Raw genomic sequence first — 18017 nt, forward strand, 5'->3', positions numbered from 1 at the left:
TCTCGTTTCCGAAGAAAACAAAAAATCCGAGCCCTTCTCCTATCGAGAAAAGGTTCGGATTTTCATGGTTTGGTGCGATGGAAGGGACTCGAACCCCCGGCCTACTGATTCGTAGCGCACGCCGGGCGATTCCCTCAATTTTTGGAAGTTACGTTTTACCGTCATTTATCGGCAATACATCGCAAGTTTTGAGCTTGGAGTTTCTGCATCCTTTGTCCGATTTTGCAACGATTTGCACCCTTTGCACGTTTTGAAACCGTGCAAAAACCGTGCAGAAACCGTGCACTTACTCCCGGACAAACTAAAAACCACTTCATCCGACAACGACTTGACGGCATTGGTTCGAGTGACCGCACACCATAAATCAAGTCTTGGAGGATACGACTATGATGAAATTACTTTCCTGCCGCTTCAATATGGACACCAACCGGGTGGAAGCCCGGTTCGCAGATGGCTCTGCTGTTGCCATCGACTGCATCGCCGTCGAGGACGAGTACGGCAGCACCCCGGCACAGCGGGCAGAGCTGGACTGGCTGCTCTATAACAAGCCCTTGGAGTATGCCCAGATGGTACTGAGAGGGGAGATGGAGCACTACCTGTCGCTGGGGTGTGAGCACGGTAGACTGGAAGATTGATTGTTAGTCCCTATAAAGAACAAACTGCCCACCAGCCTATGGTTCTTGCCATAAGCTGGTGGGCATCGCTGCGTCATCGGAGCAAGAGCATATAGGAATTAGTGTCTTTCAACCTCGCTGTAATCCTATCATTCACAGGTAAAACCGAGACGAGCGATGGAGCAAAGTTCTCATAAATACGGAAGACTAGGAAACCATCATTTGCAACAGGCAAACAGTCCCTTTAATGTATCTATTTCTTCCTTCAGATGAACTAAAATCTTTCTTTGTTCGTCGCGTTCCAGATTACAAATAAAATCACAGCACTTCATTTTTTGAAATTCTGTAATGACTTTTGCCCCACCGTAGTCATCGATCGTCTTTTTCTCAATTCTAAATTGGTCAAGATCAATATTATCTAATACTAGTGCATTCTCAATGCCAACTCTAATTCCTTTCGCATTTTCATATTTACGAACAGACGTAATAATTACATTTTTTTGAGAATGTGCTTTTACGTTTGTATCGCTATCTAATAGAGCAATATTGGTGAACGGCAAATTTTGGGAAATCAGAAAGTGCACTGCTTTGTTAACACTATCTTTTCCCGTGTTAACCTCTTGTCCATTACTATCTATATACCCAATCCATTTAAATTGAAATGGCAGATCCATGTCGAACACTTCTGCTGTCTTCTTAAAATATTTTTCATCTGTTCTTCCTTCCAAATATACAGTTTGTGTTCCCGAATCAAAATCATGAATTTCAAAAGCATCCTGTATAGCTTCGACTGAGGAGCACTTATAATATTCTGGCCTATCCTTAACAATAATGCTTCCAGAAGAATCTCTTGTTAGAACAATTACTTTATCACGTCTACGATTTTCGTTGTGAATAATGAAAGGAGAATGTGTCACAGCAAAAATTTGTGAAGTTTGGCACCCAAATTCATCTGTAAAAATCCCTTTATAATAATCCATCACTTTCATTTGCCACTTTGGATGCAAACTAATTTCAGGTTCATCTATAAATACAACCGCTCCATTCATTGCATTTGCATCTTTCAGAAGAAAACATCCTCGGTATACAATTTGCTTTTCTCCTGAACTTAATGCATCAATCGGAATCAGCTTTCCATTCTTTGTAAAAAGGATTGCTTTATGTCCATTAATATTTTGAATGCGGCTATACTCCAGATTATCAAACATTCTTGCAAATGCTTTTGTGAATCGCGGCATTCTCTCATGTATATTGATTTTATCTGTGTTTGTGCCTGGATGCATCTTGACCCAATAAGCAATGTCAGCATCATCTAATGCTTGAATATCAATAAGAAGTTGTTTGATTTCAGTTGGAAGATTATCTGAAGACCGGCGGCTTTCCTTTTTTCCATCCAATGTCAAACTAGTAACACTCGTAAGATCGTTTGAATGAAAATTAATATCAACATCAGAAAATATGGCGTGAATCGGATATTTTTCACGAGCTGCATCTCCACCCGCAATCTGCTCTGATCCAGTACCATCATCAACTACGACATAACGCTGGGATATGTTAAACTTTTTCCAGTAGTATTTTAAATGGATTGTCTGCTCTCCAAATTCATATTCAACATTGGCTTCAAAGTTTGGTCTTTGAGAGGTTAAATCATATAAAGCATTTAAAATTGTACTCTTTCCAACACCATTTTCACCAGCAAAAATCACAGTATCCGCAGCATATCCGTTTGCATCGCAGAAGTCAAGCGACAAATTTTCCAAAATCGGATGATTGAGGAATTCTACTTTTCTGATTTTGTACATTCTGTATCTCCTTTGTATTTCAAGCTAATTCGACTTTTTAGAATACAACAAAATTTGGAAACAAATATACAGCTTTACAACAGCCGAACAATTAGTGTATCATCAAAGCAAGGGGGCCATATAAAGCGGAAGGTATACAATTCCATCCTCTTCTTTCAAATCGCTTGTATGCAGCACATATGGTGTGCCGGTTTGTTCAGCATAGCGTTCCATAAACTTCCGCAGGGAAGTCAGCGTATAGTTTTTGCCGGACTTGACCTCAATGGGCGAGATATTATGCCGATTACTGATTTTGCTCTTGGCAATCAAGAAGTCGATCTCCATCCGGGCATCTTTATCGTCCCGCGACGGATTGGAGTAAAAATACAGCTTGTGACCGCTGGCGGCAAGCATCTGCGCCACGATGTTCTCGACAATCATTCCCTTGTTGACTTCCAGTTTATCGAACAGCAACTTTTTATAGATTTCTTCGCTGACCAGCCCGTTTTCGTCAAATGCATGGCTGATGAGCAACCCGGTGTCACCCATATAGCACTTGAGGGTCATACGGTCCATGTTCAGCTTCAGACCAATGTTGGGTTCTGTTGAGTTATAACAGATGTTGGCGATCATGGCATCATCCAGCCAGAACAGTGCATCTTCATACTCCCGGAAGCGAGCTTCTTTTTTGAGTGAGGAGAGTTTGAACCGCTTTTCGTGCTTCTGAAGCTGGGCAGGGATTTCGTCAAAGATGCTTTCCACCTTCATCTCATAGCCGGTGGCGTGTTTCACGATGTCTGCCCGATAAAGGGTCAGAATATCGCGTTTGATACGGTCTACCCGGTCAAAGTCCTTACTTTCGGCATACTCCTGCACCGCCTGCGGCATTCCACCCACGATGAGATACTGACGGAAATAGTCCATTGCCCTGCGGTGCATTACCTGTCCCATGGACTTGTGGGCTTCAAACCGCTTGCGGACAATATCCATCAGGGTATCATTGCCCATCGCCCACAGAAATTCCTCAAAATCCATCGGGTACATCTTGATATGTCGTTCCTCGGACGGGATGACGATATCTTTGACATTTTTCCTGATGGACATGAGCGACCCGGTTTCCAGATAATCGTACCGGCCATCCGCAACCAAATACTTGATTGCCGCCCGTGCGCGAGGGAACATCTGCACTTCGTCAAAAATAATCAGGGATTCATGTTCATACAGCTTAACATTGTAGTAACCGGACAGATACATGAACAGGGTGTCCAGATCGTTCAGATAGTGCAGAAACAGGTCTTTGACTTCGTCGCCCACTCGGTTGAAATCAATCAGCAGATAGGATTTATATTCTGCTTTCGCAAATTCCTCTGCCACATAGCTCTTGCCCACACGCCGTGCGCCATCAATCAGAAGTGCCGTTCTTCCTGCACCATCCTGCTTCCAGCTGACAAGCTGGTCGTATATCTTCCGCTTCATCGCAAGCCCTCCAATCACGAAAACGAGATTTTTATAAGCTCAGTCTATCACGAAAACAAGATTTTTACAACAGCTACATCTCACGAAATTGAGAATTTCGAGTGTATGAGCTTGGATGAACGAAGCGTAGCGATGCGCAATACGCTGAAATCGTCTTTCAGGCAAAAAAGGTCGAGTGGGAAAAGATTGTACTGCCCGATGAGTACAGCTATCTTCCTCTACCGCAGACTGCTATTACAGATTGATACAGCAACAGCCCGTCCACTTGTGGAATAAACCACGGTGGGCGGGCTGTTGCGATTTTCGGGTTATTATGGCTGTTTTAGATATATGAAAGATTGCGGTACATGCTCGATGCCATAATCTTTCAATGATTTTGGTTCATTATAAGCTTTCACATTTTTTAATTTATATGCAACTGCAATTTCTCGATTTTTATAATATTCTCGAAAGAATGAAGCAGGTATGCCCGACCCGTGCTTTGTTTTCTTCCAGATTTCATTCGGTGGACCAACTAGAACATCTTCGATTTCAGCCTCTCCTACAACTTGACTTTTGGGCGCAGTTGCATAGAATATAATTTTCTTTATGTCCTCTCTGCATTTTCGGGTACGAAATTCATATTTTTTTGTTCCCTCAATAATCATTTTTGCATACTGAGGCTTAATCGATAATAACATTGCTGACATCAACATTTCCCTTTTCCAAAATACTTTTGAAAGCCGGTTTTCCTAGTGAAATCAGGGTAGGATACTGATTGCCCCAGTAACCGTTCTGTTCTAGCCAATCCATATTTACATTGTTTCCTTCTCCAAAGTATCCGTAATAGAGCATTTCAATAACAAGCATATTGGAGTCATAATTATAACGTCGCCTTAGTTCTTCTTTATCAAATACAGACTTGTTTCCAATTTTATTCAAAAGTTCGTTGAACAGCATAAGGGGTTGTCCACCCTGCTTTACTTGGATTATCTTTGTAACGACGCAAAAGGATGTGATACATGAATGATACCGTTTTCCAGCCCCATGCGTGTATCTTCGGTAGATAAGAATAGGATCGCCTACCTTATATGGTGGTTTTGAATACTGTGCGCCAACATATATTTTGCTTAATCCGTTACTCACATTCATAGCCACATTACTTTGTAATGTGTTGTTTTTTAATTCCGAATAGGGAAACATTGTGTCGTGGTAATCATCATTGATAACAAGATAACCCGCTGTTTGAAAATTCGGATTGATAAACGGAAAAGATTTATAAGGGTCATAGTAGTCGATATGATGGCGATTTTTTACATACACACCCTCACCGTTCAAGTTGAAACCTACCTTGTTAAATCCAAATTTCTCAAGCTGTGAGATTAAAAGGTCTTGTTTATCAAATGCGGTCACATAGATTTCATCTGTACCAGACTTTTGCCATTTCCACAGAACCAAACCTATTGCACCTTCACCAAGCCGCTGTCCTCGAAAACGTTCTGCGATTTTCATTGTGCTGATTTTGATACGATTGTGCGCCGGAAGGGTTTGGTTCTTTAATTTGATTGGTTCATTTTCATTCTTTATACAAACAAATGCGCCCAAACCTTGTTCATCATAGAATACAAGTGCAGTGCGTCCTTCTTGTGCCTTCTTGTCAAACCACGTTGAAAAAGATGGAGAAGATGCACTGCCAGGATAATCCTTTTTCAGTGTATCAAAGAAAGAGTCATCGAGATTGATTTCGCTAAATTTACGAAGATAAAACTTTCCGGCCACAATAAATCCTCCTTATCATTTTCATTTTCCAATATCACTCTAATCGTACTCTCAATAAACGCAATCTCATCCTCGGTCAACTCGTACTTCTTGTACAGCTTTTGGCCCCGTCCAAACTTCCTTGAAATTCTAAATAGGTTTTTAAGTCCAGACCTTATTTTTACTTTTCAGCAGCGACTACTATTGCAGACCATATAAATGACTTGCCGGTTTTGTGCAATTTCCTGTAGCATCTGTAATGCGCTCTTCGTGTGTTCATCGTCCAGATTCACAAAGGGGTCATCCAGAAGAATAAACGGCTTTTCCTGCTTGAAGAGGGCATCCACCAGTGCCAACCGCATACAAAGCAGAATGCTGTCAATGGTGCCCGCACTGAAATAGTCGATTTCCCGCGCTTCGCCCTTTTCATCTACATGGATCGTCAAATCATGGTCGACCAGCGTACTGCCGAAGTCACTGCCAAGCAGTTCCTGCATATAAGCAGCAAAATTCCGCTCCACTCCACCAACATACTGATTGGAAAGGTTGTTTTTGGCTGTTTCCATCAATTCCAGGGTCTTGTCCAAAACAGCACAGCTTGATTCCGCTTCCTTGCGCTGTTCTGTCAGGCGGCCGATTTGATCTTTCATTTCAGGAATCTGCTCGACGACCTGCAGGAGTTTTGCCCGTTCTCCCCGTGCTGTCTGAAGATTCTCCGCCAACTTCTCCAATTTTTCCTTTTCCACTTTTTCAGCTTCAATCAACGCATCAACTGCCGGGAGTTTCTCCTGCTTTTTCTGCTCTTCAGACAGACCGTTTTTGAATTCTGGATGCTCCGTTTGAAATTTAGTCCGTTTGGCCTGAGCTTCCTCATATCGTTTCTGTTGTGAGGCATGGGTATTGACATCGTCCGAAATCCGATCCAGCACTTCTTCCTTCAGCGGCAGAGCAAACCCGTATGTCTGTGCGAACTGCTTCAATCTTTCCTCTGCGGATGCAATTCGTTCGTCGAGTTTCTCTTTTTCTGCGTAGTAACCCTTCACGTTTTTTGCTGCGTTTTGATATGCCGTGAATTTTGTTCTAAGTGTTTCAAGCGCTTCGCCATAAGGAATTTCTTCAGAATATACCTTATATTTTTTCAGAACTTCTTGGATTTTTCCTTCTAATTCACGTGTTTTGATTTCAGCCTCTTCCCGTGTTTTCTTCGCATTGTCCCATTCAGAATTCAGTTTGTGCAGTTCGTTCCGGTCATTTTCCAATCTGGTCAGCTGTTCGGAAAAGTCTTCCGCTTCGTCAGTCGGGTAATATTTTCCGAACTCCTCCCGCAGCTCATTTTCAATGCGGTTGATTTCCGCTTTCCGCTTTTCTCTTTCGCTCAGAATGCTCTTCTGGCGTTCCAGCAGTCGATTATATTCCTTCCAACGTTCCTGCAACTCCGCAGCAAAACCGTCCTGATACGGCTGATTTGAATAAAACCGCTGGAAAATGCCCTGCAAAAGCTTCTGCTGTTCTTCGATCTCCGCACAAAGAGCATCCGCTTCTTTTTCCTGCTGATGCTTCTGCTCCTGCAGCTGAAGATACGCTTTTCGATCCAGCAGAAGATTTACCAGTTTTGCATTGGGTTCAGACGCATCTCCATAAAATTTCAGAATAAACTCTGCCACATCTTTTTGCAGTGTATACAGTTCCTGAATCTCCGTTTCGCTGATGGCGCTGCTTTCCACAGCAACTTGTGTCGCACCATGATTCGGCATCTGTTTTGTGCGTCCCCAAAGAACCAGCAAAATTCCTGCAAAGCCAGCAACTGCCAGAATCGCGCCCACAGCAATTTTGGACAAAACAAAACATACAACGCCAATTGCAATCAGCAGAACGCTCCCCGCCATCAGTCCCGTTGCATTTGTTTTCTTTTCAGCTTTCGGTTCCTGGACCGGTTGAAGCACCACTGTTTTTGTCTCTTTTTTGTTGTTCAGTGCATCGATCCATCGGCAGTCATCCTGCTTCTGATGAATCTCCTCTTCTTCCGGCACAGCAATGGAGAAGATACGGCTCAGCCGTTTCCATTCGCCCTGATCCTTTTCTGACAGACCGCTGTTCTGAAGCTTACTCTGACAGTCCCGAATCTTCTCCTCTGCTTTCTTGCACTGATCCAGTTCCTGTTCATTGACGCTCTTTCCGTCAAAGAACTGCAAGAGTTCCGACAGGCTGTTTGCTTCTGCCGCGGTCAACTGGTGAGCGGTTAATTCTCCCTGCTTCTGGGACAAATCGCGAACCTTGTCTTTGCATTCCCGAAGCTCCTGATCGGATGGTTCACCCGCTTGAAAAAGCCGCGACAGCTTTCCCCTCCGTTCCAGTTCTTCTTTTCGCACCTGCACATTTGCCCGTTCGGTTGCCTTTACAAATTCCTCGCAATCTTTCTGGCATTCCCGGATTGCCGCATCCGTTTCGGTTTCGTCTACAAAAAGTTCCCGGTTTTGGGTTTCGCATTGAACATCTTCCGGCCGCAATTTTAACTGAATCAGATCTTTCTGCGAATTTCCGATCGTCAATATATTTTTACTTTGCTCCGCGATTTCCGTTTTTGTCGGATACCCCTTCGGATAAGATTGGTCCAGTGCCTGCGCAGCGCTTTCCGCATCGTGCAGATCTTTCTCCAATTCCGTGAATTGATCGCGCAGCGTCTGGGTCGCCTGCTGTGCAGAAGCCTTTGTGATCTTTTCACGGATCGCAGAAAGGGTATCATCCCGCTGTTCTTTTTCTTGGCACAGTTTTTCAACTGTTTCTGTTTTTCGTTCCAGCGGATCTTTTTGGGTCTCAGCCTGTGCCAAGTCACGTTCCGTCTGCTCAATTTGTTCTTGAATTCCGTCAATGAGGCCGCCATTCCCACGGAATTTCCGATAATTCGACCGCGCTGTCCGCAAACGTTCCATCGCCGAATCGTAGTTATTCAGATCATCTGTGTTATCGACCAGATTGCCCAGTTTTGCCTGAATGGACGTAGTTGCCGTTGTATCCGTATTCTGCGACTGTGACATATAGACGCTCCTCATGAAAGATTCTGCATCCAATTGAAACAGTTCTTCACCTAACTTTTCGCTGAAATGCTTACTCTCCCTGCGGTTAGTCAGATCCCAAAGCTTAAAGGTGTCTTTCGCTGTGGTTTTTCCAAACGTCCGCCACACCCGGTAAGCGGTTCCATCAAATTCAAAGTCCAAGCTTCCGCCATAGGTTCCGCCCTGCCACGGAAGATATTTCTTCCGTTCATTACCTGCAACGCTTCGTCCAGCGGTTCTGGGAAATCCATACAACATCGCCTTGATAAACGCAGCCAGCGTACTTTTTCCAAAGCCATTCGGTTCTTGTATTACCGTCAGACCCTCTGAAAAACGATAATCATAATTCGATAGCTTGCCAAAATTATCAACATGGCATTCCAAAAGTTTCATACCGTCACTTCCTCCCCGGTCAGTGCTTCAAGCCCTGTGCGAATGATCTTGACCTTGTCCTCTTCGCTTGCATCGCTTGCCATGACCAACCGGACAAACTCGCCTTTCAGCGACACATCCTTTTCATAATCTTTCGGGTCCAGCACAAGCTTCGTTTCGTCCTTTATTTTGATAAAGAAGAAATCGTCCTTCGCAAGATTGTACAGATATTTCTTCGCAATGCGCGCGGAAGGGTCTGCCGCACCGGTAAGGATAAATTCTACCATATCTCTTTCCGAGATCTGCTGTGCGGCTTTCTTCATCTTCTGATATACCGCACTGTTTGTCGATGCCCCCGTGATATCGACCTTCACACGGTGCAGTTGCCGCGTTGAAAAAGGAACGAATTCCGGTTCCAGTTTCCGTGCAGCCGTATCCAGAACGACAAAGCCCTTCTCTCCGCACTCATCGAATCCGCGTCCTTCCAGACAACCCGGGTAGCAATAGATTCCATCCCGATCTAGCTGCTCACAGATGTATGTATGGATATGGCCCAGCGCAAGATACTGGATGTTTTTTCCTTTGAGCAAATTCAGATTCACCTGATCCACTTCACAGGCCGTCGAAATTTGTCCATGAAGCATGACAATATTCACTTTACTCTTCTGTGCAGGCAGCTGTTCATAAAGTCTTGCTGCACTCGCCTTGGTAATTTCAATTCCGGATACCGCTACATCACCATAAACAAATGTCGACCATTGATCCGTAAAGGACTTGAAATTCTGCGGAACGTCCTGATCCACAAAGGCATGGGTCTTATCATCATGGTTTCCGCTGACATAAAGATAATCGATCTGCGGCGTACTGCGAACAGCATCCAAAACGCCTTCTACCGTGCGCTTGGTAATGCGCTCCCTGTCAAAAAGGTCACCCGCAATCAACACCAGCCGAATCTTCTGCTGTTCAGCATACTCTGTCATTCTTCTGAAAGACTTCAGGATTTCAGCATTTCGGATCCGTGCCTGTTCCGACGTCATGTGTGTCTCCATCGGCGAATCCATATGTAAGTCTGCACAGTGTAAAATTTTCATATTGCATCAACCCACTTCCAAGCAAAATCCACAAATTTTTCAGTTGTTACAACCATTATACCAAACTTGTGACAAACTTCAATGTAGACGGTCAATATTTCCGCACACCTTAACGCCCATCGAATGCGAACGGCTCAACGGCTTCCCGGATGATTGGACCGCCGGGATGCCGGAACGACTGCGCTATTTCACCATGGGGAATGCGCTCGTCGTTCCGCTGGTCAAGGCCATGGGCAAGCGGATCAGCGCACTGGCCGAGGACGAACAGCGCAGTTGATGGGCGTTTCTCTTGGGTTTCCAAAGGGGCCGCAGCATCCCTTTGGCACACACGACTTTGCTTGCAAAGTCTAGTGTGTTACACCTTGGTTCCGGCTGACGCGGAAAAGGGGCTGCGAGAGGCTCCGGCAAGCACCTGTTCTGTGGCAGAAGGATGCGCGGATGGGCATGGCAGCTAATGGTTTCTGCCCACCCAGCGCAGGCTTTCAGAGGAACCAATGGTGTACGTTCTCCCGTCCTGCCGCAGCAGCGTTTCTCCTATAAGCCGCAAGGCAAATGATCAGCGTCTGTGCTTGCCCCGGTTGCCTGCAAGTGTCCCCGGTTTTAGCATTGCCGTTTTATAAAGAATCTTCTTTATCAGCTTTCTTTCATCTTCTGTCAGCTTATCGTAGTTGATGCCGATTGCCTTCAATGCTGTTCGGATCTTCTTTTCATCCGCAGACCCTTCAAGTTTCTGTGCATCCTCCAGTTCCTTCATCAGGTTGTCGATCATTGAACCATCCGAAGTGGTCTTGTCCTTGCGGTGTTCCGTCTTGATGTTCTTCAGGATAGCCACCAACTCGTCATACAAGACCCGGCCAAAGTACTCATCTTCATCGATCTGCCCCAGCTTCAAGGTGCTCATGTACAGATCATTTTCATCTGCTGCATACTTCTTTTTCAGCATTTGCCGGGTCGCTTCCAGACCAGCATTGAGGTTTTGAATGTTTGCGCTGACATATCCATCCACATAGATTTCCAGATCGGTCATGAACCGCCGGAAATTCTTATGCACGATCAGTTCGCACAGCAGCCGATGATTGAATTTTCCATTCCTTAATACGTCCACTGCGCCATCGCTCAGATGCAAGTCCGAAAGGACTGCATCTGGGCGTTTTTTGTTTTCCGTCACACCCAGCAGGTAGTCGGTGGTCACGCCATAGAACTCAGCCAGTGTTGTCACGGCGTAAATGCTGAGGTCGGTCACATCGTCACTCTCGTATTTCGACAGCGCCGATTTGGACAGACCCGTCTGCTCTGCCAGAGCTTCCAGCTTCAGATTCCGCTCCACACGCAGGTCTTTGAGCCGTTCTCCCAGTGTCAGCTTGATGTTCATGGTCGCACCTCCGATGTTTTTTGCACAGTATACCACTTCCGGCGGTTCCTGTCCATAAGCGTGGAATTTTGCAGTTTCTGCACCTGTTTTCCGACATTATGGATATACGGCACAGCGGCCATTGCGGTGCTATCCTATAGACAGAAAGAAAACATATTAACTCCCCAGCAGCGAACATATTAAGGGCTTCCCGCGAAAGCCCTCTGAAATATCTTTCATACCAGAACCTTGAGAACAGAATGACCGTCCGAACTGCCCAGACCGCCAAGACCTCCCATCGGGGGAGCGAGCGCCCTGCATGGGGCCGACACAGAGTCCAAAAAGATTTCCTGTCGGGAGGCAGCAAGGGAGACCGGCTTCACCGAAGTTCCCATTTGGGGAACACCGGTGACCTTGAACGTGGCAGGGATCAAATTGGTCCGTGCCAAAACCTTTGACCAAAGGAGAAATTTTGAGCTTATATCAAAAGATCAAGTCCGCCATCACCGTTCGGCAGGTGGGAGAGATGTACGGCATGGAGCCCGACCGCCATGGCATGGTGTGCTGTCTGTTCCATTCTGACAGCGACCCCAGCATGAAGCTGAACGACACCTATTATTACTGCTTTGGCTGCGGAGCCAACGGCGATGCCATCGACCTCACCGCCAAGCTGTTTGACCTGAACCCCCGGCAAGCCGCCGAGAAGCTGATACACGACTTCGGGCTTGACCCGGACAAGCCGCCCGCCAATGCCATCGCCCTGCCGCCCAAGCGTGGCCTGACTGACGAGCAGTGGGCAGACATCGCCTACTGCTTGCGGGTGCTGACCGATTATCTTGACCTGCTGCACGACTGGCGAGAGCGTTACAAGCCCGCCAGCCCGGAAGAACCGCTGGACGAGCGGTTCGTGGAAGCCCTCCACATGACCGAGACCATCGAGCACCTGACGGACTGCGTTGCATTTGGGACGCCCCAGCAGAAGGCCGCTGCCGCCGCACAGCTGCTGTCCGGGTCGTACCTGCTGATGTTAGAGGAGCGCACCGACCGCCTTGCTCTGGCAAAGTGCGCCTGATAATTTATTCACCTGAAGTGGCGGGTCTCACCGTGAGACCCGCCACTTCACTTTTTTAAAGGAGAACCACCACATGAAGAAAAACATTTCCCGCAACCCCTTATGGCCGGACTGGTACAACGGCAAGAAAATTGACGAAGTCCAGTTTGGCCGTGCCTTTCTGGAACAGTGGCCGCTGAAATGCGTCAACGGAACGCTGTACACGCTGGACGGCCCGGTAGAGGATGAGAGCGAGATCAAGCAGCGCATCTTGGAGAACATCGAGGAATACGTCACCTCCGGCCTGTCCAAAAAGGTCACCAACATTCTGGAGACCATCAAGCTGCTGGCCTTTTCCGACCCGTTTCCCATCGAACAGGACTGCATCCACCTCCAGAACGGCGTGTACCATCTGCCGGACGGCTCTTTTCAGGAGAGCCGCCTGTTCTGCCAGAACCGCCTACCTGTGAGGTATGACCCCAAAGCCGCCAGCCCTGACCGCTGGCTGACCTTTCTGCACGAGCTGCTGGACGATGCCGACATCCCCACCTTGCAGGAATATCTGGGCTACTGCCTGATCCCCAGCACCAAGGGACAGAAGATGATGCTCATCGTTGGCAAAGGCGGCGAGGGAAAGTCCCGCATCGGGCTGGTGCTGAAACGGCTCATGGGAGATGCCGCCAGCAACGGCAGCGTCCAGAAAGTCGAGAACAACCGCTTTGCCCGTGCCGATCTGGAACGCCGCCTGCTGATGATCGACGATGACATGGACATGAACGCCCTGCCCAAGACCAACTATATCAAGACCATCGTGACCGCCGAAGCCAAGCTGGACTTGGAGCGCAAGGGTGTCCAGAGCTACCAGCGCGACATTTATGCCCGGTTCCTCTGCTTCGGCAACGGTGCGCTGACCTCGCTGTACGACCATTCGGACGGTTTCTTTCGCCGCCAACTTATCCTGACCACTAAGGACAAGCCTGCCGACCGCACAGACGACCCTTTCCTTGTGGAGAAGATGTGCGCCGAGTTGGAAGGCATCCTGCTCTGGTGTCTGAAAGGGCTGCACCGGCTGGTGCAGAACGATTTCCGCTTCACGGTCAGCGAACGAGCCGCGGCCAACGTGGACACCATCAAGCGCAGCAGCAACAACATCATCGACTTCATGGAATCCGAGGGCTACTTTCGCTTCAAGGCAGACTACTCCATCAGCTCCAAGGAGTTCTACGACATTTATAAGCAGTGGTGCGAGGACAACGCCTGTCACAGCGTATCTGCCATCCGTTTCAGCGCAGAGCTGCGACAGAATGACCGCCGCTACAACCTTGAAGTCACCAACAACATCTACCTGCCCGGTGGCCGCAGGGTGCGGGGTTTTGTAGGCATCGAACCGCTTGTCCACCCCTGTCCGTAAAAAGTGCATTTTTTTACGGAAGAAGTTCGTACAACCTGTACGGTCTGTACTTGTACACATCCGTACGGCGAATTGAAGCAAATTAAAGCGCATTATCGTTTGTATTTTAGATTTCTGTACGCCGTACAGACCGTACAGGTTATTTGAAGTCCGTACAGATTTTTTGTACACCCCAAGAAGGAGCGTGATCTATGAAAGCCCAATACGTAACTTGTCGGGGCAAGGCCCCTCCATCTTGCTGTCGCAAGACCGTTCTGTCGCTTAAAGTCCCCACTGGGGACTTCATTGTTCCGCTGCGCTCCACAAACGCGAATTCTTCGATTCAAAAAGTACAAGGGGCCTGCCATCAGCCCCATTGAAGCCCACAATGAGCGCACCAAGAAGCAGTACGCCAGCAACCCGGATATCGACACGAGCCGGAGCCGCTACAACCTCCATCTGGTGCAGCCGCAGGGCAGATACCGGGAGGAAGCTGACCGCATGATAGCCGCCGCCCACTGCCGTGTCCGCAAGGACAGCGTGCGGGTGGTGGAAGCTCTTGTCACCGCCAGCCCGGAACTTGTCGGGGCAAGGCCCCTCCATCTTGCTGCGCAAGACCGTTCTGTCACTTAAAAGCCCCACTGGGGCTTTCATTGTTCCGCTGCGCTTCACAAACGCGAAGTTTTTCAAGGATAAGACCAACCGGGAGATCAGGGCGTACTTTGCGTACGCCCTGAAATTTTTGGAGGGCAGACAGTGCCCGGATACCTTTCTCTCTGCTGTTGTCCACATGGACGAGAAAACGCCCCACCTGCACCTCTGTTTTGTGCCCCTGACTGCTGACGGACGGCTGAGCGCGAAAGAGATCATTGGCAACCGCAAGAATCTTGTGAGGTGGCAGGACGAGTTCTGGCAGCACATGGTCAAGCAGTACCCGGAGCTGGAACGGGGTGAAAGCGCCAGCCAGACCGGGCGGGAGCACATCCCGCCCCGCATTTTCAAGGAGATGACCCAACTGACCAAGCAGAAGGAGCAGTTGGATGCCCTGCTGGTGGGTATCACCCCCTTCAACGGCAAGAGCCGTGCGGCGGAGATCAGCAAGGTGCTGGACAGCTATATCCCCAACGTAGCACGGATGAAGGACCAGCTGCGAAAGTACAACGTAGCCTTCACCAAGACCGCCGCCGAAAACGAAAAACTGAAAGAGAAGAACAAGACGCTCTCTGCCTCGCTGGACAAAGCGAAGGAAGGGAGCGTCTTGAAGCGTCTGGAGGATGCCAAGCTGCGGCAGGACTATGAAGCCGCCCTGAAAACGCTGGACAGCATCCCGCCGGAGGTCATTCGATTTTATGAGAACCGCAGCACGCAGGAGTCTGCGATGCGCCACGATAAGTAAGGAGCAATGCCTATGTGTAATAAAATGTACGAGAATGTGAAATCTTTGGATTATACGAAAAAATCCTTGCAGTCGGACTCTGATCCGGCTACAATGGAGGTGGTCACTCAAACCAATGCCGTCAAGTCTCCGACCAACAGCCCTAAAGCCCAGAAGCTGGTGTACACGGTAAAGGAGGTCGCGCAGATGCTGGCCATCAGCCAGCGTGCCGCCTACAACCTGTGCAACAGCACCACCGAGTTCCGTGTCCTGCGGGCAGGCGGAAGCATCCGCATCCCGAAAGACAGCTTCGATGCGTGGCTCTACCGGGCAGCTTGATAAGGAGGCAAATCTATGGCATATATCACGAAACGCGGCAGTTCTTACAGTGTCCGCTACACCTATCAGGACGAGCACGGCAAGAGCTGCGACAAATGGGAGAGCTTTCCCACCAAAGAGGAGGCGGTGAAACGCCAGAAGCAGATCGAGCATGAACTGGCGACCGGCAATTTCCTGATCCCGTCCACAGTGACGGTGGCGGAGTTCCTGATGGACTGGCTGCCCAAGCAGTGCAGCAAGCACAAGTGGGCACCCAAGACCTACCAATCCAATCTGGCCCTTATCCAGAACCTCATCATCCCCTATATCGGGGAGATGCAGATGCAGAAGCTGCGGCCTTACCACATCGAAGCCCTGTACGACACTCTGAGCAAGACCCCTTGCGGACAGTATGTGGGCGGCAAGCGGCGAGACCTCTCGCCCAAGCAACAAAAGCGCACCCTTTCCGGCACTACCCTTCATGAGGTCCACCAGTTGCTGCACAATTCCTTTCTGCTGGCGGTGGAGTGGGGCATCCTCATCAAAAGCCCCGTCCCGGTGGAAGCACCCAAAAAGACCACCCAAGAGCGCAGCATCTGGGAGGTGGACGAGATGCGGGCAGCGCTGGACAGCATGGAGGACCCCATCCTGCATTTGGCGGTGCACCTGACGCTGGTGGGTGCGCTGCGGGAAGGGGAGGTGGCAGGTCTGACCCCGGAGGACATCGACTTTGATGCCGCCAACGGCATGGGCACCTTCACCGTCAACCGTTCCATGCAGCGAGTGCAGAAGGACACGCTGGCACAGGTGGACAAGGGCTGCATCCTCCGCATCTTCCCGGACAAGCTGGAGGGCAGCAAGACCTCCCTCATCCTGAAAGACACCAAGACCGAGGCCTCCTGCCGCACCATCTTCATGACCGCTGCCCTGCGGGAGGAGCTGAAGCAGTGGCTGGAACGGCTGAAGCGGGAAGAAGCCCTCGACCCGGAGCGATACCGCAACAGCGGGATGCTGCTGCGGCTCCCCAACGGTCTGGCGGTGGAGCCGGTGCTCATCCGCAAGAAGTTCCTCAAATGGCAGGATGCACACCCGGAGTTCCCCCGCATCGTCTTTCACGGTCTGCGGCATTCCAGTGCCACCTATCAGTTGATGATCTCCGGTGGCGACATCAAGGCAGTGCAGGGGACCACAGGACACGCCAGTGCGGATATGCTGGTGAACACCTACGCTCATATTCAGCAGTCCTCCCGTGTGGAGCTGGGCAAGAAGTTTGAAAGCGGCTTCTATGCCAAGCCCGACACTCCCAGCCCGCAGGCTGTACCCGCCGCAGGCGAACCCACAATCTCCATGACGGCTCTCTTGGAATTGCTGAAGGATGCCGACCCGGAAATGAAGGCAAAACTCCGCCTGGCCCTGCTCACCTGATGCAAAAAAGGGCACTGATTGCAATGCAATACAGCGCCCTACATCATCGGACATGGAAAACACCGACCGTGCAAAAACCGTGCAGAAACCGTGCACCCATGGCTTACAAAACAAAAAAGCCATAAAATCTTTCGATTTCACGGCATTTTCTGGTGCGATGGAAGGGACTCGAACCCCCGGCCTACTGATTCGTAGGAACCGAATGGCACATTTTGTCCATTTCATCATTCAACGTTAAATCGTAGTTTTAATCGAATTGCCGTTATTTTACCGTTGTTATTCTGTTGCATTCTTTGCATTGCTTGCACGTCTTTGCACCTGTTATCCATCCTTGCGATGTGCAGAAAATGTGCAAAAGTGTGCAGCGCCAAAATCAGCCCGGCAAAACAGGCTGTTTCGCACAGCCCCAAAAGCTGGATTTCAACGGTATTTATTGTACAAAATTTTCCATTTTTATCCAAACAACAATCTTACATGACACATCGGTTCTATGGCAGGGTTTAGGACATCCGAATAGACACCATTTGATAGAAAAATGAGGCTCACCATGAACAAACTGCTTTCCTGCCGCTTCAATATGGACACCAATCGAGTAGAAGCCCGATTCGTGGATGGCTCCATCCTCGCCATCGACTGTATCGCCGTTGAGGAAGAGTACGGTGACACCCCGGCACAGCGGGCAGAACTGGACTGGCTGCTCTACAACAAGCCCTTGGAGTACGCCCAGCTTGTGCTGAGTGGAGAGATAGAGCATTATCTGTCACTAGGATGTGACCATGGCAGACTTGAGGATTGATGATTCAGCAGCCGTTCGCAAAAAATTAAAGAATCATCTTTGCAAAGACCATTGCTATTTGCGCCCAAATCGAATATAATATAAATAGGAAAGCGGACGTCATTCCGCTGGTGTGGCTGACACCTAAAATCCGATCTGATGCAGGACGTAAGGGCCTGAGGCTGGCGGGCAGCGATAAAACCCGAAA

General features: G+C 48.7%; 16 protein-coding genes and 1 pseudogene. 10 read left to right on the forward strand and 7 right to left on the reverse strand.

Annotation, left to right across the window (positions count from 1 at the left end):
- Together GKG36_RS14705 and GKG36_RS08225 are read left to right on the forward strand one after the other, a co-directional pair.
- On the forward strand, nt 1-254 hold a 254-nt coding region (locus tag GKG36_RS14705), incomplete at its 5' end, for a hypothetical protein (protein WP_206671181.1).
- A 132-nt stretch (nt 255-386) separates the two neighbouring features.
- Nucleotides 387-635 carry a DUF6061 family protein gene (locus GKG36_RS08225; protein ID WP_154260173.1) on the forward strand — a complete coding sequence of 83 codons (249 nt, stop codon included), beginning with the start codon at nt 387-389 and terminating at the stop codon, nt 633-635.
- Between the two features lie 197 nt (nt 636-832).
- Here the strand turns inward: GKG36_RS08225 and GKG36_RS08230 are convergent, their stop codons facing one another.
- The 6 genes from GKG36_RS08230 to GKG36_RS08255 all read right to left on the reverse strand — a co-directional run bounded on the left by GKG36_RS08230 (nt 833) and on the right by GKG36_RS08255 (nt 10124).
- The gene (locus GKG36_RS08230; protein ID WP_154260175.1) at nt 833-2416 is read right to left on the reverse strand and encodes an AAA family ATPase; all 1584 of its coding nucleotides are present in this window, start codon (nt 2414-2416) and stop codon (nt 833-835) included.
- A 102-nt stretch (nt 2417-2518) separates the two neighbouring features.
- Nucleotides 2519-3871 carry an AAA family ATPase gene (locus tag GKG36_RS08235; protein ID WP_154260177.1) on the reverse strand — a complete coding sequence of 451 codons (1353 nt, stop codon included), beginning with the start codon at nt 3869-3871 and terminating at the stop codon, nt 2519-2521.
- Between the two features lie 311 nt (nt 3872-4182).
- Nucleotides 4183-4560, reverse strand: coding sequence for an ASCH domain-containing protein (locus GKG36_RS08240; protein ID WP_154260179.1), 378 nt, complete (start codon nt 4558-4560; stop codon nt 4183-4185).
- Nucleotides 4535-5629 (reverse strand): hypothetical protein, encoded by a 1095-nt coding sequence (locus GKG36_RS08245; RefSeq protein ID WP_154260180.1) that lies wholly within the window; start codon nt 5627-5629, stop codon nt 4535-4537. Before GKG36_RS08245 ends, GKG36_RS08240 begins: the two co-directional genes overlap by 26 nt.
- Nucleotides 5630-5796: 167 nt before the next feature.
- Nucleotides 5797-9054, reverse strand: a complete 3258-nt coding sequence (locus tag GKG36_RS08250; protein WP_154260183.1) for an AAA family ATPase — start codon at nt 9052-9054, stop codon at nt 5797-5799.
- On the reverse strand, nt 9051-10124 hold the full coding sequence (locus GKG36_RS08255) for a metallophosphoesterase (protein ID WP_154260185.1): 1074 nt from the start codon (nt 10122-10124) through the stop codon (nt 9051-9053). The genes GKG36_RS08250 and GKG36_RS08255 overlap by 4 nt, the downstream gene beginning before the upstream one ends.
- On the opposite strand from GKG36_RS08255, the gene GKG36_RS08260 reads away from it, so the two are divergent.
- Nucleotides 10069-10401 (forward strand): DNA cytosine methyltransferase, encoded by a 333-nt coding sequence (locus GKG36_RS08260; RefSeq protein WP_154260187.1) that lies wholly within the window; start codon nt 10069-10071, stop codon nt 10399-10401. The two genes, GKG36_RS08255 and GKG36_RS08260, sit on opposite strands and share 56 nt — an antisense overlap.
- Nucleotides 10402-10680: 279 nt before the next feature.
- Here GKG36_RS08260 and GKG36_RS08265 read toward each other — a convergent pair whose 3' ends face one another.
- Nucleotides 10681-11496 (reverse strand): helix-turn-helix transcriptional regulator, encoded by an 816-nt coding sequence (locus tag GKG36_RS08265; protein ID WP_154260189.1) that lies wholly within the window; start codon nt 11494-11496, stop codon nt 10681-10683.
- A gap of 451 nt (nt 11497-11947) precedes the next feature.
- On the opposite strand from GKG36_RS08265, the gene GKG36_RS08270 reads away from it, so the two are divergent.
- From GKG36_RS08270 to GKG36_RS08300, 7 genes and pseudogenes are all read left to right on the forward strand, one after another.
- Entirely contained in the window at nt 11948-12547 is a 600-nt protein-coding gene (locus GKG36_RS08270) for a CHC2 zinc finger domain-containing protein (protein WP_243139032.1), read from the forward strand.
- A gap of 73 nt (nt 12548-12620) precedes the next feature.
- Nucleotides 12621-13937, forward strand: coding sequence for a phage/plasmid primase, P4 family (locus tag GKG36_RS08275; RefSeq protein ID WP_154260191.1), 1317 nt, complete (start codon nt 12621-12623; stop codon nt 13935-13937).
- A 312-nt stretch (nt 13938-14249) separates the two neighbouring features.
- A pseudogene (locus tag GKG36_RS14970) lies at nt 14250-14495 on the forward strand (plasmid recombination protein); the annotation flags it as partial.
- Between the two features lie 43 nt (nt 14496-14538).
- On the forward strand, nt 14539-15312 hold the full coding sequence (locus GKG36_RS08285) for a plasmid recombination protein (protein WP_279236576.1): 774 nt from the start codon (nt 14539-14541) through the stop codon (nt 15310-15312).
- 24 nt (nt 15313-15336) lie between these two features.
- The gene (locus tag GKG36_RS08290; RefSeq protein ID WP_154260269.1) at nt 15337-15630 is read left to right on the forward strand and encodes a helix-turn-helix domain-containing protein; all 294 of its coding nucleotides are present in this window, start codon (nt 15337-15339) and stop codon (nt 15628-15630) included.
- Between the two features lie 15 nt (nt 15631-15645).
- Nucleotides 15646-17034 (forward strand): site-specific integrase, encoded by a 1389-nt coding sequence (locus tag GKG36_RS08295; protein WP_113991718.1) that lies wholly within the window; start codon nt 15646-15648, stop codon nt 17032-17034.
- 547 nt (nt 17035-17581) lie between these two features.
- On the forward strand, nt 17582-17830 hold the full coding sequence (locus GKG36_RS08300) for a DUF6061 family protein (RefSeq protein WP_112122067.1): 249 nt from the start codon (nt 17582-17584) through the stop codon (nt 17828-17830).
- Nucleotides 17831-18017: the final 187 nt, after the last annotated feature.

Source organism: Faecalibacterium sp. BIOML-A1 (genome assembly GCF_009679715.1).
GTDB lineage: Bacteria > Bacillota > Clostridia > Oscillospirales > Ruminococcaceae > Faecalibacterium > Faecalibacterium taiwanense.

Bases quoted from the DNA above. Each gene is read 5' to 3' on its own strand.
- GKG36_RS08240 (WP_154260179.1), bottom strand. From the start codon at position 4,560: ATGTCAGCAATGTTATTATCGATTAAGCCTCAGTATGCAAAAATGATT.
- GKG36_RS08300 (WP_112122067.1), top strand. From the start codon at position 17,582: ATGAACAAACTGCTTTCCTGCCGCTTCAATATGGACACCAATCGAGTA.
- GKG36_RS08225 (WP_154260173.1), top strand. From the start codon at position 387: ATGATGAAATTACTTTCCTGCCGCTTCAATATGGACACCAACCGGGTG.
- GKG36_RS08255 (WP_154260185.1), bottom strand. From the start codon at position 10,124: ATGAAAATTTTACACTGTGCAGACTTACATATGGATTCGCCGATGGAG.
- GKG36_RS08230 (WP_154260175.1), bottom strand. From the start codon at position 2,416: ATGTACAAAATCAGAAAAGTAGAATTCCTCAATCATCCGATTTTGGAA.
- GKG36_RS08290 (WP_154260269.1), top strand. From the start codon at position 15,337: ATGTACGAGAATGTGAAATCTTTGGATTATACGAAAAAATCCTTGCAG.
- GKG36_RS08250 (WP_154260183.1), bottom strand. From the start codon at position 9,054: ATGAAACTTTTGGAATGCCATGTTGATAATTTTGGCAAGCTATCGAAT.
- GKG36_RS08275 (WP_154260191.1), top strand. From the start codon at position 12,621: ATGAAGAAAAACATTTCCCGCAACCCCTTATGGCCGGACTGGTACAAC.
- GKG36_RS08265 (WP_154260189.1), bottom strand. From the start codon at position 11,496: ATGAACATCAAGCTGACACTGGGAGAACGGCTCAAAGACCTGCGTGTG.
- GKG36_RS08295 (WP_113991718.1), top strand. From the start codon at position 15,646: ATGGCATATATCACGAAACGCGGCAGTTCTTACAGTGTCCGCTACACC.
- GKG36_RS08260 (WP_154260187.1), top strand. From the start codon at position 10,069: ATGTGTGTCTCCATCGGCGAATCCATATGTAAGTCTGCACAGTGTAAA.
- GKG36_RS08235 (WP_154260177.1), bottom strand. From the start codon at position 3,871: ATGAAGCGGAAGATATACGACCAGCTTGTCAGCTGGAAGCAGGATGGT.